Raw genomic sequence first — 22,047 nt, 5'->3', positions numbered from 1 at the left:
GTCTGGAGAAAACCTTCTGAAGCAAACCATCGAGGAAATTGTAACAGAAGCACATGTTGAATTAAAACAGAAAAAAAACGAAGATTAACACAAAAGCTCCGGCAGTAAATTTGCTCTGGAGCTCTTTTTATGAATAATTATGCAGTTTAAAGTCGGAATTTTGATGAAAAAATTGTACAATTGAAAGTAAATCCGCTACGATTATTTTAAATCATGATTATCTAAAGAGGTGCTTAAATGAATAAAGGCCAGCGACATATAAAAATTAGAGAAATCATTGCTAACAATGATATAGAAACTCAAGATGATTTGGTTGAGGAGTTAGAAAGCAGAGGCTTTAATGTTACGCAGGCAACTGTCTCAAGAGATATTAAAGAATTACACCTAGTCAAGGTGCCGATGATTGACGGCCGATATAAATACAGCTTGCCTGCCGATCAGCGTTTTAATCCGCTGCAAAAGTTAAAACGGCTGCTAATTGATGCTTTTGTTCGTATTGATACTGCAAGTAACATGCTTGTGTTAAAGACGATGCCGGGCAACGCACAGGCGCTGTGTGTGTTGATAGACAATTTGAGCTGGGAAGAGATACTGGGAACGATTGGCGGCGATGATACCTGCTTGATTATTTGTCAGACTCCTGAAAAAGCAGAAATGGTTGCCGAAAAGTTTTTAGACATGCTCTAATATGGAAATAAGGGGATGAGCAATTGTTAACAGAATTATCAATTCGCAATTTCGCAATCATTGATGCACTTTCAATTTCTTTAGAAAAAGGATTAACGGTCTTAACTGGGGAAACGGGTGCTGGAAAATCAATAATTATTGACGCGATTCACCTATTGGTTGGAGGACGTGGATCGGCAGAGTTCATCAGACACGGAGAATCAAAGGCTGAAATTGAAGGTTTATTTATTATTGACGAAGAAAAACACCCAGTGTATGAAAAAATGCAGGAGATAGGCATTGATATAACGGATGGGATGGTTGTTTTACGCCGAGATATTGCTTTGAGTGGAAAGAGCGCTTGTCGGGTGAATGGAAAGCTTGTGACGATTGCCATACTTAGGGAAATCGGCCGAACGCTTATTGATATTCATGGCCAGCATGAACATCAGGAGCTGATGGATGATCGACTTCATTTGCCGCTTCTGGATCAATTTGGCGGAGAGAAAATAGTGCAAGCGCTATCCGAATATCAACGATTGTACAAGGACTATGATTATGCAGTTAAGCAATTAAAGAAATTGAGTCAAAATGAACAGCAAATGGTTCATCGACTCGATTTGATTCAGTTTCAGCATGATGAAATCGAAAGTGCTGAACTGGTGCTGGGCGAAGATGACAGCTTGACTGAAGAGAAAAAGAAAATTAATAACTTTGAACGTCTTCATGAGTCCTTGCAAACAGGGTATCAGTCTTTGACTGGGGAGCAGCGTGGATTAGATTGGCTGTCTTTGGCGATGAATAACCTTGAAGAAGCAGCTGCGCTTGATGAATCTACAAAAGGGATTTCTGAATCCATTTCGAACAGCTACTTTATTATTGAAGACGCCGTCTCATTAATTCGTGATCAATTGGATTCCCTCGAATATGATCCAGAGCGGCTCGATTTAATTGAAAGCCGTTTAAATGAAATTAATCAGCTCAAACGTAAATATGGGAAAACCATTGAAGAAATTGTTGAGTATGGTTCGATGATTGAAGAGGAAATTGAAACCTTGCAAAACCGTGAAACACATATCGTTAAGCTGGAAGCTCAAATCAAATCCATACGAGCCGATTTACTTGTTGAAGCGAAGAATTTATCTGAGCTTCGGCAAACATATGCTAAACAGCTTACTAATCATATCCAGAAGGAGTTACAAGAGCTGTACATGGAAAAAACGATATTCGAAGCACATTTCCATAAAACAGCGTTTACCTTTACGGACGCAGACGAAGTGGGGGAAAAACGGTCTCGACAGTATGGAGTTTTATATATCAACGAACCCCGGGGAACCGTTAAAACCACTATCAAAAATTGCTTCTGGCGGTGAATTATCGCGGATCATGCTTGCCCTGAAAAGCATTTTCTCCAAACATCAAGGAATTACTTCAATTATTTTTGATGAAGTCGATACAGGTGTCAGCGGAAGAGTCGCCCAAGCCATTGCAGAAAAAATTCATCAAGTTGCTTCAGGCTCACAAGTGTTATGTATTTCCCACTTGCCTCAGGTTGCGGCAATGGCAGATATTCACCTGTTTATTGCTAAGAATATCAAAGACGGCCGGACGAATACATCTGTGAAGTCATTAAATGAAGAGGATAAAATTAAAGAAATCGGCCGCATGATTTCAGGGGTCGAAATTACTGACTTAACGAAGGAACATGCTCGGGAATTAATCCTTCAGGCAGATCAAAAAAAGTATGTTAAATAGGCTTTTTCCTATAAGCAGCAAGAGAAATCATAATTGAATTTTATAAACAATGTAAAGCTATCCAAATACGGATAGCTTTTATTTTGTCCTTGGGTTATAAATGACTGCTGCAAAGGCAAAATTAAAGGGGTAGCCATTTATATTGCGAGGAGGAGAGAAAACAGCTTGAAAAAAGAATGGATTAGAAAAATCATCGGTGGAATTCTCCTTATTTCGCTACTAACACTTGGGTTATATCAGCCATTCCGTGAATTTATGACTATTCCCAGAAAAGTTGTTCTTTTCGAAGGGGATCACTATACGTTTTCTAATGCATTGCCCGTTTCTGCAACTGTATTTTCTCCAGATAATAGCATATCTATCCAAAATGGAAAGTCAGCTATAACTTTAGGTGGAGAGAAGCCTGGGGAAAATCAAGTATTATTTGATGTAGCGGGCTTTCCAATAAAAAAGGTTGATGTACAGGTTTTAAAGAATTTTAAGGTTATTCCCGGCGGACAATCAATTGGCGTCAAATTGAATACACTAGGAGTACTTGTAGTGGGTCATCATCTGGTTGATACCAAAGAAGGGAAAAGATCACCTGGTGAAAGTGCTAAGGTAGAGGTTGGAGATATTATCACAAAGATTAATGGTCAAGAAATAAAGAAAATGTCAGATGTGACTCCATTTGTTCAGCAAGCAGGTGAAAGCGGCAGGCCGCTGCAACTGGTCATTAACCGAGAAAATGAGACCATTGATACAACACTTAAGCCTTTAAAAGATAAAAATGAAGGCAGCTTTAAGCTCGGTTTATATATTCGAGATTCCGCAGCTGGAATTGGAACCATGACTTTCTATCACCCTGATTCAAAAAAATATGGTGCACTCGGGCATGTGATTTCGGATATGGATACGAAGAAACCAATCATCGTAAAAGATGGAGAAATAGTCCGTTCTACCGTGACTTCCATAGAAAAAGGAAGTAACGGTGAGCCTGGTGAGAAACTTGCTCGATTTTCTCCTGATCGCGAAGTCATTGGAACCATTAACCGAAATAGTCCATTTGGTATCTTTGGAAAAATGAATGGAAAAAGTGATCATAAATTGACAGCAAATAAACCACTTCCCATTTCACTTTCACATGAAGTGAAGGAAGGCCCTGCAAAGATATTAACGGTTGTAGATGGATCGACTGTGGAAGAATATGATATCGAAATTGTTAGTACCATTCCACAAAAGTTTCCGGCCATTAAAGGAATGGTTATCAAGGTCACCGATAAAGAACTATTGGCTAAAACAGGCGGAATTGTTCAAGGAATGAGCGGTAGTCCGATTATTCAAAATGGAAAGCTCATTGGTGCAGTAACCCATGTGTTTGTTAACGATCCAACGAGTGGATATGGAGTTCATATTGAATGGATGCTTAATGATGCGGGCATCAATATATATGAAAAAGCAGAAACTCCGTCTAAAGCAAGTTAACACCCGAAGGCTGCCGAGAAATTCTCGGCAGCCATTCTTGTTATCACCGAACATTCAGACACTCGTAGAGAAATTTCACATTTTCACTTGTTATGTGTTAATATACGGTAACAAGAGATTATTCGACAAAAACAACAGGTCAGAGCGAATAACGTCGAAAACTAGAGAGAACACGAGAAAAATAAAGATTTCCTATAATTTAACCTAAAATAAAGGGAATATAGTTTTCATTGTCGAAAAGTTCAATTACAATGATTATATAGATAATTAGAAAAAATGACCAATTGTAGTTGAGGAGGAATTTTAACGTGGATAAAATTAAGGTGTGTGTTGTAGATGACAACAGAGAACTCGTCTCGTTATTGGAAGAGTATATTTCGGCCAAAGAAGATATGGAAGTAATTGGGGTTGCACATAACGGGCAGGATTGTTTGAGTCTATTAGAATCAATCGAACCCGATATCTTGATTTTGGACATTATTATGCCTCATTTAGATGGGCTGGCTGTTCTGGAGAAATTACGTGATCAGAGACGCAATAAAATGCCAAGTGTAATTATGCTTACTGCTTTTGGTCAAGAAGATGTAACCAAGAAGGCTGTTGATTTAGGCGCATCTTATTTTATTCTGAAGCCATTTGATATGGAAAACCTGGCTGGACATATCCGTCAAGTCAGCGGCAGAGAATCCATGTTAAAAAAATCCTCCCACTTTAATTATCGCAGCCCAGTAGAGCAAAAACCCAAAAATCTTGATGCAAGTATTACGAGTATCATTCATGAAATTGGGGTTCCCGCTCATATCAAAGGGTATCTATATTTGCGAGAAGCTATATCCATGGTCTATAACGATATTGAATTACTTGGATCGATTACGAAAGTTCTTTATCCTGATATTGCAAAAAAATATAACACAACAGCAAGCCGTGTCGAACGGGCTATCCGTCACGCAATCGAAGTGGCATGGAGCCGGGGAAATATAGAATCCATTTCAACGTTATTTGGATATACAGTGTCCATGACGAAAGCAAAACCTACTAATTCAGAGTTTATCGCCATGGTCGCTGACAAGCTGCGCCTCGAGCATAAGGCTTCTTAAAAGAAGCATTACAAACATTTTCTAATTCTATTCTTTGGGATTAACCAATGAATATGAATGATTCACTGGTCTTTTTAAATAGGGTTGAGAGCACGATGATGATTCTCAGCGGGATGTTAGAAGTCAACTTAGTGGTTGGCTTTTTTTGTATGCAATCTGTCAAAATATTCTTTAGATTACCTAACTCGTTCGCCTTAATATGGTAAGATAGCTATATACAATGGTAGAAAGGAATCATTTATGGAAATCGAAAAGAATGAGTATTTTTTACTAGAAGAATTAGACAATTCGTTATACATAACTATGTACCAAAAGGGATTCTCCTTACTTACCTTTAATCAACTAATCGCTAAACACCCGCGCATTAATTTGAATCGTTTTAAGGAATTAAGAACGGCAATTACCTCTGGCAGCGGCGAGAAGGTACATATTGGCGATTTTAAACCAGAAATAGAGTGTACGGTTGCTGCCGATAAAATGGCAGCGTTTATAACGTTAAATTGTACAGAAGAAGCGTTTACAAACGAACGTACCTATTTCACTTCAGAAATACTAAACTGTTTACATAATCATTCAGTCAAGGAAGGAATCAGGATGGATATCCTTTCGGGACCTTTGACTGTTAACAAGGAAATTTTGATTGCAAGGGGAAAAGAGCCAGTACACGGACAAGATGCGGTTATAACCTATTTTAAACGCTCTGTTCGGAAGCCCACAATCAGGGACGATGGAAAAGCAGATTATTATGATATGAATTTTTTAGATGAAGTGAAAATGGGGGAATGGCTGGGTGAAAAAATTCCAGCAACGAAGGGCACACCTGGGAAAACCATTACCGGTGAATACGTCGTCCAAAAAAATGGGAAAAACAAAAAATTAGTATTTGATCAGAAGACTGTTGAAGCGTGTGAAGAGAATGGGAAAATTGTTCTTCGGGCTTTAAGGGATGGTGTAGTCGAAACGGTTGGCGGGAAAATACAAGTTGGCGATCATTTGATCATTAATGGTGATGTGGGTGTTGAAACAGGTAATATCGAATTTAATGGAAGTATTACCATTAATGGAACCATTTGTGAAAACTATTCCGTGAAAGCAACAAAGGATGTAGCAATTGAAAGTGAACACGGAATCAGTCATTGTGACAGAATTGAATCGGTTACTGGTGACATTTATATTCGAGGCGGTATCTTTGGAAAAGGAAAATCCGTGGTGAAGGCTGGAAAAAACATTTATGTTAAACATGCGAATGAGTGTTTTCTCGAAGCTTTAGGAACGATACATATTGGGTACTATGCGTTAGGTAGTCATGTAAAGGCTAATCATATTATCGCGGATGAAAAGAACGGGAAGTTAATTGGCGGGGTAATAGAAGCCCGCGGGAAAGTAAAAGCGGCTATAGTCGGGAACCGGCTTGAACGAAGGACAATCATTCAGGTTGCAGGATTCGATCGAAAAAAGGTTGAAAAGGATTTAAAAGAAACGTTATTAGAATACAAAGCCAATATACTTAAGATGGAGCAGTTGAAGCAGAAAATAGAGATTTTTGATTCGATAGAGGGCGAGACAAATGTTCATCAAAAGTTTCAATATGAACAATTAAAAAAACCTATGATCAAATAATGGTGACCATTTTCCAACATGATGAGAAGCGGCGTTATCTAACGGATATGCTTGAAATCAAAGGAGATGGAGAAGTGACCATAGGACAAATGGCGTTTCCAGATACCTGTTTGGAAATAAAAAGCCTTCAGAGAAACATCAAAGAATCGACAAAAGGGACTTTTTTTGCAGAAAATAATAATATGCACTTCGAGTAAATAAGTATGTTAGATAAATCGAGCTGTTCCTTCATAGATATAACTGAACGTTATTATCTAAAGGAGCGGGTGTACAATGAAAATATTCGCTCATCGAGGAGCAGCGGGAACATATCCAGAGAATACAATGGTCGCATTCATTGAGGCAAAACGAAGCGGCGCGGATGGAATTGAACTTGATGTTCAGCTTTCTAAAGATGGAATTCCAGTAGTCATACATGATGAAACGCTGAACAGAACCACAAATGGAAGTGGATTTGTTAAGGATCAAACCATGGGAGATATGAAGAAGCTGAATGCAGGTTACAAGTTTGGAAAGCAACTGGGCAGGAGAATTCCTATTCCAAGCCTGCAGGAGGTATTTGAATGGATCCAGTCCACCGATTTATTATGTAATATTGAACTTAAAAATGGGGTTTATCTTTATCCAGGACTTGAGGAAAAAGTAATCCAGCTTGTTAGAGGATATGGATTAGAGGAACGGGTAATTCTTTCGTCATTCAATCACTATTCTCTTGTCTATGCTTGGCGGCTTGCTCCTGAAATTGAAACAGCTCCTTTGTATCGAGACGGAATCTATATGCCTTGGGTATATGCCAGCTCAATAGGTTCTAGAGGAATGCATCCTTCCATTCATGCCGTACCAGATGCGTTAATCATTGATGCAATGGCCTATGGAATTCAGGTAAGACCCTACACCATTAATGGGGAAGAAGATATTAAAAGACTCCTGAGTATCAATTGCAGTGCAATCATCACTGACTTTCCTGAACGCGCGGTGAGGATAAGGGAACTGAATAGAAGTAAGTAATTAAAAACCCGGCCGAAGTTTGGCCGGGTCTTTGTCGTAAAGAGAAAATGGTTATTGTTTTTTTCTATGGATTGGCTAAAACGGGACTGGACTTTATTTTTTTACGGTCACGATGAAGTACGAATCCGGCAATAAAACCAATGCCGCCAATCATTAAAATGAGTCCCACGAGAAATTGCAGCCAGAGAAAGGGGTAAGGGGCAAGCTTTATACCAAATACCATATCTCTCATTATTTTGATTCCATATGCCGCAAACGCTCCGGGAATGAAGAGGATTAAAAATGCCATCAGCCGTCTCATATTTGTTTCCCTTCTGAAAAAGAATTCCTTCTCAAAATGATAAGGTATATTAAAAATTTGTCAAGCTGTCTATAGTTGTTTAAGATGAAGAGAAATAAGAAATTTTTTGCATATTATCCGGGATGTTTAACACGGCAGGGAGGAAGTTGATTGCAGAAAGTCATGATTATTGGTGCTGGAAAAAGGGGAAGTGCCATTTTAAATCTCTTGCTTGAAAGCGGCAAATTCACTGTTTCTTGGGTCATTGATTCGCAAATTACGGCAGAAGGGATCCAACTAGCCGAAAAATTAGGAATACCTACAAAAATGGACTGGCAAGGCATAGACCCATCATCCGTAGATGTGATCATTGAGGCGACAAAAAATAAAGTGGTTTTTAAAGAGATTGTGAAGGTTTTCAGTGGAAAGGCGCTCATCATACCAGGTAGTCTTGCTTATCTTATTGCACAGTTATTTAATGAAAAGAGAGCATTAATACATAGGCTTGAAAATGAAGCAACGAAGCACGAATTAATTTTTAATACGACAAATGATGGTATGATTGTTATAGATCGACAGGGAAATATTATTCTTTTCAATGGCAGTGCGGAACGAATGACAGGCGAGAGAAGAATCGAAGTCCTGGGTAAACCGATTCAGACGATTATTCCTGATACCAGGCTTCCTGTAGTTTTACAATCAAAGCGCAGGGAAATCAATCAAGAGCATCTGTTAAAAAACGGCATGAAAATTATTACCACAAGAATTCCCTTGCTTGATGAGTCGAATGAGGCAATCGGGGCAATTGCGGTTTTTAAAGATATTACGGAGGTTGTTGATTTAGCGGAACAGATTACTGACTTGAAGGAAATCCAAACGATGCTTGAAGCGATTATTCAATCAAGTGATGATGCCATTTCAGTCGTGGACGAGCAAGGACGAGGGATGCTGATTAATCGGGCATATACGAGGCTGACGGGGCTGACGAGTGAAGAAGTGATTGGGAAACCTGCTGATGCAGATATTTATCAAGGGGATAGTATGCATATGCAAGTTCTCCAAACAAGAAGAGCAGTACGGGGAACGAATATGAAAATCGGCCAAAAACGTAAAGAAGTGATTGTAAACGTTGCACCAATCATTGTTGATGGACAAGTCAAAGGCAGTGTGGGAGTCATTCATGATGTTTCTGAAATTCGTCAATTGAATCAGGAATTAAATCGGGCTCGGCAGATTATTCGAACGCTTGAAGCGAAATATACCTTCGAAGATATCATTGGTCAATCTGAAGAAATGCAGCTGCCGATTGAACAGGCAAAGCTAAGTGCACGAACACCTGTAACGGTTTTGCTCCGGGGCGAGTCAGGAACAGGTAAAGAATTATTTGCTCACGCCATACACAATGCCAGTGAGCGGAAATTTAATAAATTTGTCCGAGTGAATTGTGCTGCTATATCCGAATCCTTACTTGAAAGTGAATTATTTGGTTACGATGAGGGGGCCTTTTCTGGAGCTAAGCGCGGAGGGAAAAAAGGGCTTTTTGAAGAAGCGGATAATGGCAGTATCTTCCTTGATGAAATTGGGGAATTGACGCCTTCTCTACAAGCAAAGCTGTTAAGAGTACTCCAAGAATCAGAAATTGTCCGGGTTGGCGGCACGAAACCTATATCGATCAATGTTCGTGTCATCGCAGCAACGAACAGTAATCTAGAAAAAGCGATAGCAAGCGGCGGATTTCGTGAAGACTTATATTTTCGCTTAAATCGCATGCCAATCTATATTGCTCCTCTTCGAAAACGGAAGGTAGATATTAAAGAATTGGCGATGCACCTTATCCAAAAAATCAATTTGGAATATGGACGGAATATTGAAGGGATTACAGAAGGTGCTCTTTCTCGATTAAAACATTCTGAATGGCCGGGCAATGTGCGGGAGCTTGAGAATATATTAGGTCGGGCGATTATTTTTATGAAACAAAGCGAAGTAATAATGGATGAGAAGTACATACCAGACTTCTTAGACTCATCGGATCCCATAAATGAGGATGATTTTGAAATAAGGAAGACAAGCGCCCCATTAGTTTCTAAGTTGGAGCGTTATGAATGCGGGCTAATTAAAGAGGCGCTGCAGAAAAATAAGCAAAATAAAACGAAAACGGCTGAATTTCTGGGAATTTCAATTCGAAACCTGTATTATAAAATGGAAAAATATAATCTTGAAAAAACTGGCATGCAATAAATTGCACAGTATGCTAATTGTTGCATGCCAACATGTGGTTTACATCCACTAAAAGGAGAAAAGTATGCTGGCATGGTATTTGCATACTATATTTAGCACGCGAAAAGCCATAAAACAGGCATGACCCTGCTATTAGTGGTCATACCACTAATAGGTGGTTTTATCTAATCACAATTAATTGTCATGACATTAGAGGAGGATTTATCAATGGAGATTTTCACTTATATGGAGAAATATGATTACGAACAACTTTTATTCTGTCAGGATAAACAATCAGGCTTAAAGGCGATTGTCGCCATTCACGATACAACACTTGGACCAGCTCTTGGGGGAACAAGAATGTGGACCTACGAATCAGAGGATGCAGCGATTGAGGATGCTCTTCGTCTTGCAAAAGGTATGACATATAAAAATGCTGCAGCAGGCTTGAATTTAGGCGGCGGTAAGACGGTTATTATCGGTGACCCCCGTAAGGATAAAAATGAAGAAATGTTCCGTGCTTTTGGACGGTATATCCAAGGTTTAAATGGCAGATATATTACGGCTGAAGATGTTGGGACAACTGTTGCAGATATGGATCTTATTCATGAAGAAACTGACTTTGTAACGGGTATATCACCAGCATTCGGTTCTTCAGGTAATCCTTCACCAGTCACTGCTTATGGGGTTTATAGAGGAATGAAGGCAGCCGCTAAAGCTGCGTTTGGTACAGATTCTCTTGAAGGCAAGACAGTAGCCGTTCAAGGAGTAGGCAATGTTGCTTATAATTTATTGCGTCACCTGCATGAAGAAGGAGCTAAGCTTGTTGTGACAGACATTAACAAGGAAGCCGTTCAACGAGCAGTTGATGAGTTTGGTGCAAAGGCTGTGGATCCAAATGATATCTATGATGTTGATTGTGATATCTATGCTCCTTGTGCGCTTGGCGCAGTGATTAATGACCAAACGATTTCTAGAATTAAAGCGAAGGTTATTGCAGGAGCAGCAAATAATCAGCTGAAGGATCCTATCCATGGTGATCAAATTCATGAAATGGGCATTGTGTATGCACCGGATTACGTGATTAACGCGGGCGGCGTCATTAATGTAGCCGATGAATTATACGGTTATAATCGTGAGCGTGCACTTAAAAAGGTTGAAGGGGTATATGCAAGTATTGAAAAGGTAATTAATATTGCTAAACGTGACGGAATTCCAACGTACAAAGCAGCGGACCGAATGGTCGAAGAACGCATTGAACGGATGAGAAACTCGCGCAGTCAATTTTTACAAAATGAAAAGCATATTCTGAATCGCCGTAAATAAGGACTCTTTGATTAAAAGAAAAAATCGTCTTTAATGGACACGTTAGTAAATGTAGGAGGTTCTATCATGGCTGAAGAATATGATTTAGTGATACTTGGGGGCGGAACGGGTGGTTATGTAGCTGCTATCCGTGCGTCACAGCTTGGATTAAAAACGGCAATTGTTGAAAAAGGAAAACTTGGCGGCACTTGCTTACATAAGGGCTGTATCCCATCAAAGGCGTTGTTACGCAGCGCTGAAGTTTATCATACATCAATGAAAAGTGAAGAATATGGCGTCATTCTTGGTGACGTGAAACTTGATTTCCCTAAAGTTCAACAGCGGAAAGAAAAAATTGTCACCCAGCTTTATACCGGTGTACAGCATTTAATGAAGCAGGGGAAAATTGATATTTTCGAGGGGATAGGCAGAATTCTTGGACCCTCCATTTTTTCTCCACTGCCAGGTACCATATCAGTTGAAATGAATAACGGAAATGAAAACGAAATGCTGATTCCTAAAAACGTCATTATTGCTACTGGATCCAGACCGCGAACACTTGAGGGGCTTGAAATCGACGGAGTTTCTGTTGTAACCTCCGAGGAAGCGTTAGAGTTTGCTGCACTGCCAAAGTCGATTATCATTGTCGGCGGGGGTGTAATTGGAATTGAGTGGGCTTCTATGCTTAGTGATTTTGGAGCAGAGGTTACGGTGCTGGAATATGCTGACCGCATTATTCCAACGGAGGATCATGAGGTTTCAAAAGAAATGGAAAAACTTCTTAAGAAAAAAGGCATTACCATTCATACGAATGCGAAAGTTTTATCTGAAACTCTTCAACATCATGGTGAACATGTCTCGATTTCCGCAGAGATTAATCATACGAATGAAGAATTCACAGCGGACAAGATTCTTGTTTCTGTGGGCAGGCAAGCAAATGTTGAGGGAATTGGCTTAACCAACACTGAGGCAGTAGTAGAAAAAGGATTTATCTCAGTCAATGATTATTACCAAACAAAAGAATCACATATATACGCAATAGGAGATTGTATTGGCGGATTGCAGCTAGCTCACGCGGCGAGTCATGAAGGTATTACCGCTGTCGAGCACATTGCCGGATTAAAGCCGCATGCTATTGATTATTCACTCGTTTCAAAATGTATTTATTCGAGCCCAGAAGCGGCCAGCGTCGGATATACCGAAATGGAAGCCAAAGAAAAAGGCTTCGAACTGAAGATTGGGAAGTTTCCTTTCAAGGCTGTAGGAAAGGCGCTTGTGTATGGAGAATCAGATGGTTTTGTTAAAATAATAGCTGATGCTAAAACAAATGATATTTTAGGTGTTCATATGATCGGACCACATGTAACGGACATGATCTCGGAGGCAGGCCTAGCAAGAGTACTCGATGCTACGCCATGGGAGATTTCACAGACCATTCATCCTCATCCAAGCCTTTCAGAAGCGATCGGTGAAGCAGCACTGGCTGTTGATGGCCTAGCCATTCATATGTAAACATATTTATTTAACTCAAGGAGGGATAGCTATGGTTAAAAATCGACATGAGGATTTAGGACTTAGTAACGAGAAAGTGATTGAGATATATAAAACCATGTTAATGGCACGAAGAATTGATGAGCGGATGTGGCTGTTAAATCGTTCCGGCAAAATTCCCTTTGTGATTTCCTGCCAAGGTCAAGAAGCTGCACAGGTTGGTGCTGCCTTCGCATTAGACAATACTAAAGATTATGTTCTTCCGTATTATCGGGATGTAGGTGTAGTGTTGACGTTTGGAATGACGGCCAAGGATTTGATGCTTTCAGGATTTGCAAAAGCAGAGGATCCAAACTCTGCAGGCAGACAAATGCCAGGGCATTTTGGACAGAGAAGCAACCGTATTGTAACAGGTTCTTCACCTGTCACCACACAGGTACCACATGCTGTTGGGATAGCGTTAGCTGGGAAAATGAATCAGGAAGATCTTGTTGCTTTTGTGACCTTTGGAGAAGGATCTTCTAATCAGGGTGATTTTCATGAAGGCGCAAACTTTGCAGGTGTCCACAAGCTGCCAGTAATTTTTATGTGTGAAAATAATAAATATGCGATTTCGGTTCCAATTGAAAAACAGTTAGCTTGTGAAAATGTGTCAGACCGTGCAATAGGTTATGGGATGCCGGGTGTGACTGTGGATGGAAATGACCCGCTAGCCGTCTATCAAGCAGTGAAAGAAGCTGCAGACCGGGGTCGTCGCGGTGAAGGACCAACGTTGGTAGAAACGATTTCTTATCGACTTACACCGCATTCGAGCGATGATGATGATCGCAGCTATAGAGCACCTTCAGAGGTGGCAGAAGCAAAGACTCAAGATCCAATTATAACGTTTGGTGCGTATCTAAAGGAAACAGGCGTTATGGATGATGCTCTCGAGAAAGAGCTGAATGATCAGGTTATGGCCATTGTAAATGAAGCGACTGATTATGCAGAGAGCGCTCCATATGCTGATGCAGAAAGTGCACTGCAGTATGTTTATGCAGAGAAATAAGGGGGAATAGCAATGCCAGTAATTTCTTATATAGATGCAGTGACGATGGCTATACGGGAGGAAATGGAACGAGATTCCCAGGTCTTTGTCCTAGGAGAGGATGTTGGCAAAAAGGGCGGTGTATTTAAAGCGACACATGGTTTATATGACCAATTTGGCGAACACCGTGTGATTGATACACCGCTTGCTGAATCAGCGATTGCAGGCGTCGGCGTTGGAGCAGCCATGTATGGAATGCGGCCCATTGCAGAAATGCAGTTCGCTGACTTTATCATGCCGGCAATCAATCAAATCATTTCTGAAGCTGCAAAAGTCAGGTATCGTTCGAATAATGATTGGAGCTGTCCGATGGTCATCCGAGCTCCTTATGGCGGCGGTGTGCATGGAGCTCTGTATCATTCACAATCCGTAGAAGCGATATTCGCTAATCAGCCAGGCTTGAAAATTGTGATGCCTTCAACGCCTTATGATGTAAAGGGCTTGCTGAAGGCAGCCATCCGGGATGATGATCCTGTGTTGTTCTTTGAACATAAGCGGGCATATCGTCTAATTAAAGGGGAAGTTCCAGCTGATGATTATGTTCTGCCAATCGGAAAAGCAGATGTAAAACGTCAAGGTGAAGATATTACGGTGATTACATATGGTTTATGTGTCCATTTCGCCCTTCAAGCTGCAGAAAAATTAGCGAGTGATGGTATTTCTGCTCATGTATTAGACTTACGAACTGTCTATCCATTAGATAAAGAGGCAATTGTGGAAGCAGCATCGAAGACAGGAAAAGTATTACTGATTACAGAGGATACAAAGGAAGGCAGTATTATTGGGGAAGTAGCAGCGATTATAGCAGAAAACTGCTTGTTTGATCTCGATGCGCCGATAATGAGACTCGCAGGTCCTGACATCCCAGCTATGCCGTATGCACCAACGATGGAGAAATATTTCATGGTTAATCCAGATAAAGTTGAAAAAGCAATGCGGGAGCTGGCTGAGTACTAATAGGGAAACAGGGGTGTTTAAATGACAATCGAACAGATGAAAATGCCGCAGCTTGGTGAAAGCGTCACGGAAGGAACAATCAGCAGCTGGCTGGTTAAACCAGGCGATGTGGTTAATAAATACGATTCAATTGCTGAGGTCATGACAGACAAAGTAAATGCTGAAGTACCTTCTTCTTTTTCCGGCACTATTAAGGAATTAAAAGCAGAAGAGGGCGAAACACTGGCTGTTGGTGAAGTGATTTGTGTGATTGAAACAGAAACTGGCTCAAGCACAACTATAGAAAATGAAGATCTTCGTGGGGATGAACCTGAGCAGGCAATAGAAGATGCGTATAATGCTTCAGAAGGAAATTCCATGAAGAGCCGGTATTCTCCAGCCGTATTAAAACTCTCACAGGAGAATGGTATTGATTTAACTACCATTCAGGGTACTGGACGCGAGGGGAGAATTACTCGTAAAGATCTTTTGAAGCAGATTGAAATGAAAGACCTTCCTCAAGAGACAGCACAACCAAAAGTGAAAACCGAAGAGCAAACTCAACCAAAACCAAAAGTCGAGCAAACATCTCCAATAGGAACTGCTCCCGTTCATAAAGGAGATATTGAAGTACCTGTAAGTGGTGTTCGTAAGGCGATTGCAGCTAATATGCTTCGCAGTAAACAGGAAGTGCCGCATGCTTGGACCATGGTTGAAGTAGATGCAACAAACCTGGTTAACTATCGGGATTCGCTTAAAGGGGAATTTAAACAAAAGGAAGGGTATAACCTAACCTATTTCGCCTTTTTTGTGAAAGCAATTGCTCAGAGCTTGAAAGAGTTCCCAGAGGTGAATTCGATGTGGGCAGGAGATAAAATTATCCAAAAGAAGGATATTAATATCTCGATTGCGGTAGCAACGGATAAAGCGCTCTACGTTCCCGTAATCAAACATGCAGATGAAAAAACCATTAAAGGCATTGCCCGTGAAATTACTGAACTTGCAGACAAGGTGAGAACAGGTAAAATTAAATCAGATGAAATGCAGGGTGGAACATTTACCGTTAATAATACTGGGTCATTTGGTTCCATTCAATCTATGGGCATCATTAACTATCCGCAGGCAGCAATTCTGCAAGTAGAATCGATTGTTAAACGTCCTGTTATTGTGAATGATATGATTGCAGTACGCAGCATGGTTAATCTTTGTCTATCGTTGGATCATCGGGTACTTGATGGTCTAGTTTGCGGAAAATTTCTTGCCAGAGTGAAAGAAATAATTGAAGATATGTCGAAGGAAAATACACCGATTTATTAATAAAGAATGTCTCGAAATTTCGTTTTAACGACTTTTCGAGGCATTTTTATTTTTGCCTTAAGGAAACTTTTTGTCATTACCACATAATATAAAAAGAAAGGAGCAAAGAACATGAATACCTCAAAACGAATTCAGAAGAAAATTATTCATTTTTCCTATATCAGCAAACTAGTCGGGATTCTTAGTGAGAAGGAATACCAAACGATAATGGAGAAATTTCTTTCGGATACAGAGAAAATGTCTGATAGGTACATGAATGAGTAAATAATGAACGTGAACTAGAAAAAGTTGAATCGACTTTTAAAATGGTCTGGTTTAGATATCCAAAGAGGAAGGGAGAAATGGGAAAACCGATAATAGTAGCTTTCTATTTAGAATTTAGATATGTTAGAATGTTACTATAATTCAAAAAAGTGTGAAGGGGGACAGCTTTCTTATTCGTACTGACTGAGCGTTCGCTCTACAGCGCTTTATCAGGTTTCTCCATATAGAAATAAGAAAGCGATTACATGAATATTGATAACGTTAAAGACCTTTCCTTTCCTAAATCTGATTATGATCAATGGCGTTCAGCTGCTGAGGCTGCTTTACGGGAGAAAACCATAGATAAACTTAAAACACCTACTTATGAAGGGATTACACTAAATCCGCTTTATACGGACGATAACGTCTCCCTTACTGACACAGAAAACCCCGGTGAGTTTCCCTATACGAGAGGGATCTATACCAATGGCTATCATGACGAGCCGTGGGCAGTCTGCCAACCTGTTGGAGGTACTGATTGCAAAGAAGCCAATCGCAAAATGAAATCAGCTCTCTTACGTGGTCAAAATGCAATTGTTTTCCCTGCGGACTTACTTGTAAACGGTGACCTTACAGAATTACTTGATGGGCTGCCGCTTAATCAGCTGCCATTGTATATCGATGCCAGAGGATTACAAAAAAACTTGCTGCCGCAGTTAGGAAAGCTGACCAGTTCGCTTACTGGCGTATTAGCAGAAGATCCAGTTGCTGAATGGTGTGTGGATGGACAGATTCCTAGAGAACCAGAATCCTTTTTTGAAAGCTGGTTTCATACATTGAGAGAGATGGACAGCCATGCTCCGCAAGTTAAAAGTATCCTAATAAAGTCAGTGAGCTATCATAATGCCGGAGCTTCCGCTATTCAGGAACTTGCGTATGCTCTTGCAACAGCTGCATTATATTTAGCAGAAGGGCAGAAAAATGGTTTTACGGTAGAAGATCTTGTAGATAAAATGATATTTTCGTTCGCAGTGGATTCAGATTATTTTATGAATATTGCAAAATTGCGGGCAGCTCGACGTCTATGGGCTCAATTTGCCGATGCTTATCATGCAGATGCTGATCATTTTAAAATGGTGATTCATGCTGTTACATCAGAGCGGTCAGAAACGCTTTATGACGAGCATGTGAATATTCTCCGCACAGCGAATCAAGCTTTTGCCTCGGCCATTGGGGGTATTCAATACCTTGAGGTTCATCCGTTTAATCATACGTCATCTAAAGAAAATCAGGCAGCCGACAGAATTGCGCGAAATATTCATCTCATTCTAAAAGAAGAGACACATATTACTGAAGTGGCAGACCCCGCGGGCGGCTCTTGGTATGTGGAACAACTTACGGATGAAATAGCGGTCAAAGCGTGGGAAAAATTCTTTGATATACATACTTCAGGAGGAATCCTGCCCTTACTTCAAGAAGGAAAAATTCAAGACGAAATAAGGGATGTCTTCAAGAAGAGAGAACATGATTTAGCATCGCGCAAGGTAAGTATTATTGGGACAAATGTCTACCCAAATCCCGCTGATATAGGGTCAGACAGATCAGCGGTAAAAGAAATAACTAGTTACTATACATTACCTGATCCACAGTCTATTCCAGCTATTAAGCTAAAAAGGCTCGCAGAACCATTCGAAGAGTTAAGGCAGCGCAGTGCGGCACATCGTAAGGTAAGCGGTGAAGCCCCTCAAATTGGGCTGCTCACATTCGGAGAACTTAAGAATTATAAACCTCATGCTGATTTTATGAAGGCGTTGGCAGCAGCGGGAGGAATTGAGGTTGTCGAAGGCTCCGGAGTAGATGCAATTGATTTTATCAAAAAAACCAGCGTACATACGCTTTGTCTATGTGGAAGTGATGAAGATTATAAGGTACAGGTTGTAAAAGACATCAAGAAGGAACTGCCGCAGGTTCGATTATATCTTGCAGGGAAACAAAAAGAAGAAGTCGAGGCCGAGTTTAAAGAAGCGGGAATCCAAGATGTTCTTCATAGTAAAACCAATGCCGTCGAGCTTCTGAGGGAATGGCATAAACAGCTGGGGGTGAAGGCATGAGGCAGCCGGATTTTACAAAAGTTGAGCCTACTAAAAAGTCAAACCAAGAATCGATTCAGAGTAGCAAGGTAAACCAAATGGTTCAGGATTCAATTGAAGAAGTACTTTTTGAAAGTAATGAACAAATCATGATTAAGTCACTATATACGAAGAAAGATCGTGAAAATTTAGAACATATGGATAGTGTTCCGGGAATTGCTCCTTATACAAGAGGACCTTATCCGTCCATGTATGTCAATCGACCATGGACAGTTAGACAATATGCAGGTTTCTCCACTGCTGAAGAATCGAATGCTTTTTATCGGCGGAATTTAGCGATGGGTCAAAAAGGGCTTTCTGTTGCTTTTGATCTTCCAACGCACCGTGGTTACGACTCTGATCATCCGCGTGTGACGGGTGATGTGGGTAAGGCAGGTGTGGCTATTGATTCGATTCTGGACATGAAGCGCTTATTCGATGGAATTCCACTGGATCAAATGTCGGTGTCTATGACGATGAACGGAGCAGTACTGCCTATCATGGCTTTCTATATAGTGACAGCTGAGGAACAAGGAGTAACTCAAGATAAGCTGTCAGGTACCATTCAAAATGATATCTTAAAAGAATATATGGTTCGTAATACTTATATTTATCCTCCCGAAATGTCTATGAAGATCATTGCTGATATTTTTGAATATACATCCACATATATGCCGAAATTTAACAGCATCAGCATATCGGGCTATCACATGCAGGAAGCTGGGGCACCAGCTGATATCGAACTTGCTTATACACTTGCGGATGGACTTGAATATGTTCGTACGGGACTCGAAGCTGGCATTGATATCGATAAATTTGCACCGCGGTTATCTTTTTTCTGGGGTATTGGAATGAATTATTTCATGGAAATTGCCAAAATGAGAGCTGGACGGTTTATTTGGGCAAAATTGATGAAACAATTTGCACCGGCAAGTCCAAAAGCCATGGCACTCCGCACCCATTCACAAACTTCTGGATGGAGTTTATCTGAGCAAGACCCATTTAATAATGTGGTCCGAACTTTACTCGAAGCACATGCAGCAGCACTTGGACATACTCAGTCTCTTCATACAAATGCTTTAGATGAAGCCATAGCCTTGCCGACAGATTTCTCTGCACGAATTGCAAGAAATACGCAGCTGTATCTTCAAGAAGAAACAGGGATTACGAAAGTGATTGATCCATGGGCAGGCTCCTATTATGTTGAATCATTAACGAAGGCTTTAATTGATCGTGCTTGGGAGCATATTGAAGAAATCGAAAACCTAGGCGGCATGGCAAGAGCCATTGAAACAGGCCTTCCGAAAATGAGGATTGAGGAAGCAGCAGCTAAACGACAGGCCAAAATTGATTCGCAGGAAGAAACGATTGTCGGGGTCAACAAATACCGCCTTGAAATAGAAGATCCAATTGATATTCTGGAAATAGACAATACCGCTGTTCGGGAAAGTCAGCTGCAAAAGCTTCGTGAACTAAAAGAAATGCGTGACGATGTATCTGTCAAAAAAGCTCTTAAAGCACTTGAACAAGGGGCTGCAACAGGGACTGGAAATCTGCTCGAACTAGCTGTTCAGGCTGCTCGAGCACGTGCAACGCTTGGAGAAATTTCTGATGTGATTGAAAAAACAGCGGGCAGACATAAAGCTGTTATACGATCAATAAGCGGTGTGTATAGTTCGTCCTATGCAAATGATAGCGATATAGAAGAAGTGATAGCTATGACAGAAGAATTCCTAGCACAAGAAGGCAGAAGACCGAGAATTTTAATGGCAAAAATGGGTCAAGATGGTCATGACCGCGGGGCGAAAGTGGTGGCTACCGCATTTGCTGATTTAGGATATGACGTCGATATAGGTCCACTGTTTCAAACAGCAGAAGAAACGGCCCTTCAAGCGGTTGAAAATGACGTTCATGCGATCGGGATGAGTTCACTTGCAGCAGGACATAAAACGCTGCTTCCGCAATTGACAGCCGAATTAAAGAAACTTGGCAGAGAGGATATTGTCGTCATTGTCGGCGGAGTGATTCCTGCTCAAGATTATGAATTCCTGCTTCAAAATGGTGCATCCGCTATATTCGGACCAGGAACCGTGATCCCTGAGAGTGCTAAAAGGGTACTTCATGAAATATACCGCCGTCTTGGATATGAGGAAGTGACTGAATAATGAGCGGCAAAAAGCCGGAATGGGCAGAAGAAAACGAAGATGGATTTACTTCCTCTGTGCAGGAGGGTGTCAAGCGTTCCGTCAGCTCAGATACAAAGGTACGTAAATTCGTTAAGAAACAAGAACGTCCACAAGATATCGAAGAACTAAAGCAGGGCGTTCTTCTCGGCGAACGGGCTAGGCTTGCCCGAGCAATCACGCTGATTGAAAGCAATTCACCCCAGCATTTTGAATATGCCCAAAGTCTGCTCCAATCCATCATGACGCATACTGGTAAATCGATTAGAATCGGAATTTCTGGTGTTCCTGGAGCAGGAAAAAGTACATTTATTGAGGCATTTGGGACCTTTCTTTGTCAGGCTGGTCATAAAGTCGCTGTGCTTGCAGTTGATCCCAGTTCTTCCATTAATGGCGGAAGTATTCTTGGAGATAAAACGAGGATGGAGGAGTTAGCGCGAAATCCACGGGCGTTTATTCGTCCTTCGCCTTCAGAAGGCACGCTTGGCGGTGTTCATCGCAAGACCCGTGAAACGATGCTTTTGTGTGAAGCCGCTGGTTTTGATGTGATTCTTGTAGAAACCGTCGGTGTCGGGCAGAGTGAAGCAATTGTCCGTGGTATGGTTGACTTTTTTCTCTTACTGGCTTTAACCGGAGCAGGGGATGAACTGCAAGGGATGAAAAAGGGGATTCTTGAGCTTGTTGATATGATTGTTGTCAATAAAGCGGACGGTTCGAACAAAACGGCTGCATTGAGAACGAAATCTGAGTATAGCCGCATTCTTCATTTTCTTAAGTCGCCTACAAAAGGCTGGCAAGCGAAGTCGTTGACTTGTTCATCATTGAATGGAGAAGGAATACCTGCCCTATGGGAGGTCATTGGAGACTTCACTGAATTGACGAAGCAATCAGGTGTATTTGAAGAACGTCGGAGGATGCAAGCAAAGGAATGGCTGTATTCACTTGTGAATGAGCAGCTCCAAACGCTCTTCTTTCAAAATGAACGAATAAAACGGATGCTTCCCCAATTAGAAAATGAAGTCATTGCCGGCAAAAAAACCGTGACACAGGCGGTACATGAAGCCTTTATCAACTTTTATAAATAACAAAAAAGAAGGATAGCAGAATTTCTGCTATCCATTTGTGATTATATAATTTAGGGGTATTTATGTTTTACCCGAGTCCAACTATTCTAAACCTATTTTTCACTTATTATTGTTGTAGGTAAAAAGATTGATTGAAAGGAAACATCTTGATATGATGTTAGGGA

16 protein-coding genes and 1 pseudogene are annotated in these 22,047 nt (G+C 40.8%); 16 read left to right on the top strand and 1 reads right to left on the bottom strand.

Features of this window, described 5'->3' with window-relative positions:
• Window positions 1-237: 237 nt before the first annotated feature.
• The 6 genes and pseudogenes from ahrC to WYK_RS13805 all read left to right on the top strand — a co-directional run bounded on the left by ahrC (window position 238) and on the right by WYK_RS13805 (window position 7,610).
• Entirely contained in the window at window positions 238-687 is a 450-nt protein-coding gene (gene ahrC / locus WYK_RS13835; RefSeq protein ID WP_040375068.1) for a transcriptional regulator AhrC/ArgR, read from the top strand.
• A 23-nt stretch (window positions 688-710) separates the two neighbouring features.
• A pseudogene (recN, locus tag WYK_RS13830) lies at window positions 711-2,421 on the top strand (DNA repair protein RecN).
• A gap of 165 nt (window positions 2,422-2,586) precedes the next feature.
• Window positions 2,587-3,885 carry a SpoIVB peptidase gene (gene spoIVB, locus WYK_RS13825; RefSeq protein ID WP_040375067.1) on the top strand — a complete coding sequence of 433 codons (1,299 nt, stop codon included), beginning with the start codon at window positions 2,587-2,589 and terminating at the stop codon, window positions 3,883-3,885.
• A gap of 308 nt (window positions 3,886-4,193) precedes the next feature.
• Window positions 4,194-4,982 carry a sporulation transcription factor Spo0A gene (spo0A, locus tag WYK_RS13820; protein WP_040375066.1) on the top strand — a complete coding sequence of 263 codons (789 nt, stop codon included), beginning with the start codon at window positions 4,194-4,196 and terminating at the stop codon, window positions 4,980-4,982.
• A gap of 240 nt (window positions 4,983-5,222) precedes the next feature.
• Window positions 5,223-6,602, top strand: coding sequence for a DUF342 domain-containing protein (locus WYK_RS13815; protein WP_051387514.1), 1,380 nt, complete (start codon window positions 5,223-5,225; stop codon window positions 6,600-6,602).
• 273 nt (window positions 6,603-6,875) lie between these two features.
• Window positions 6,876-7,610, top strand: coding sequence for a glycerophosphodiester phosphodiesterase (locus tag WYK_RS13805; RefSeq protein ID WP_040375064.1), 735 nt, complete (start codon window positions 6,876-6,878; stop codon window positions 7,608-7,610).
• A 64-nt stretch (window positions 7,611-7,674) separates the two neighbouring features.
• On the opposite strand, the gene WYK_RS13800 is transcribed toward WYK_RS13805, so the two are convergent.
• Window positions 7,675-7,911, bottom strand: a complete 237-nt coding sequence (locus WYK_RS13800) for a DUF2627 domain-containing protein (protein ID WP_040375063.1) — start codon at window positions 7,909-7,911, stop codon at window positions 7,675-7,677.
• Window positions 7,912-8,061: 150 nt separating this feature from the next.
• Between WYK_RS13800 and WYK_RS13795 the strand changes: the two genes are divergently transcribed.
• The 10 genes from WYK_RS13795 to meaB all read left to right on the top strand — a co-directional run bounded on the left by WYK_RS13795 (window position 8,062) and on the right by meaB (window position 21,883).
• Window positions 8,062-10,128, top strand: coding sequence for a sigma-54-dependent Fis family transcriptional regulator (locus WYK_RS13795; RefSeq protein WP_040375062.1), 2,067 nt, complete (start codon window positions 8,062-8,064; stop codon window positions 10,126-10,128).
• 207 nt (window positions 10,129-10,335) lie between these two features.
• Window positions 10,336-11,433, top strand: a complete 1,098-nt coding sequence (gene bcd, locus WYK_RS13790; protein ID WP_040375061.1) for a branched-chain amino acid dehydrogenase — start codon at window positions 10,336-10,338, stop codon at window positions 11,431-11,433.
• Between the two features lie 66 nt (window positions 11,434-11,499).
• On the top strand, window positions 11,500-12,924 hold the full coding sequence (lpdA, locus tag WYK_RS13785; RefSeq protein WP_040375060.1) for a dihydrolipoyl dehydrogenase: 1,425 nt from the start codon (window positions 11,500-11,502) through the stop codon (window positions 12,922-12,924).
• A 25-nt stretch (window positions 12,925-12,949) separates the two neighbouring features.
• On the top strand, window positions 12,950-13,951 hold the full coding sequence (locus WYK_RS13780) for a thiamine pyrophosphate-dependent dehydrogenase E1 component subunit alpha (RefSeq protein WP_201648259.1): 1,002 nt from the start codon (window positions 12,950-12,952) through the stop codon (window positions 13,949-13,951).
• Between the two features lie 12 nt (window positions 13,952-13,963).
• The gene (locus WYK_RS13775) at window positions 13,964-14,947 is read left to right on the top strand and encodes an alpha-ketoacid dehydrogenase subunit beta (RefSeq protein ID WP_040375058.1); all 984 of its coding nucleotides are present in this window, start codon (window positions 13,964-13,966) and stop codon (window positions 14,945-14,947) included.
• A gap of 21 nt (window positions 14,948-14,968) precedes the next feature.
• Window positions 14,969-16,243, top strand: a complete 1,275-nt coding sequence (locus WYK_RS13770; protein ID WP_040375057.1) for a dihydrolipoamide acetyltransferase family protein — start codon at window positions 14,969-14,971, stop codon at window positions 16,241-16,243.
• A gap of 111 nt (window positions 16,244-16,354) precedes the next feature.
• Window positions 16,355-16,507, top strand: coding sequence for a hypothetical protein (locus WYK_RS24950; protein ID WP_161629137.1), 153 nt, complete (start codon window positions 16,355-16,357; stop codon window positions 16,505-16,507).
• Window positions 16,508-16,752: 245 nt separating this feature from the next.
• Window positions 16,753-18,597 (top strand): methylmalonyl-CoA mutase family protein, encoded by a 1,845-nt coding sequence (locus tag WYK_RS13765; RefSeq protein ID WP_040375056.1) that lies wholly within the window; start codon window positions 16,753-16,755, stop codon window positions 18,595-18,597.
• Window positions 18,594-20,780 (top strand): methylmalonyl-CoA mutase, encoded by a 2,187-nt coding sequence (gene scpA / locus WYK_RS13760; protein WP_040375055.1) that lies wholly within the window; start codon window positions 18,594-18,596, stop codon window positions 20,778-20,780. Before WYK_RS13765 ends, scpA begins: the two co-directional genes overlap by 4 nt.
• On the top strand, window positions 20,780-21,883 hold the full coding sequence (meaB, locus tag WYK_RS13755) for a methylmalonyl Co-A mutase-associated GTPase MeaB (RefSeq protein WP_040375054.1): 1,104 nt from the start codon (window positions 20,780-20,782) through the stop codon (window positions 21,881-21,883). The genes scpA and meaB overlap by 1 nt, the downstream gene beginning before the upstream one ends.
• Window positions 21,884-22,047 lie beyond the last annotated feature (164 nt).

The organism is Peribacillus psychrosaccharolyticus ATCC 23296, assembly GCF_000305495.1.
GTDB lineage: Bacteria > Bacillota > Bacilli > Bacillales > DSM-1321 > Peribacillus > Peribacillus psychrosaccharolyticus.
The sequence above is the reverse complement of the archived record's forward strand: the minus strand, read 5'-3'. Positions and strand labels throughout refer to the sequence as shown.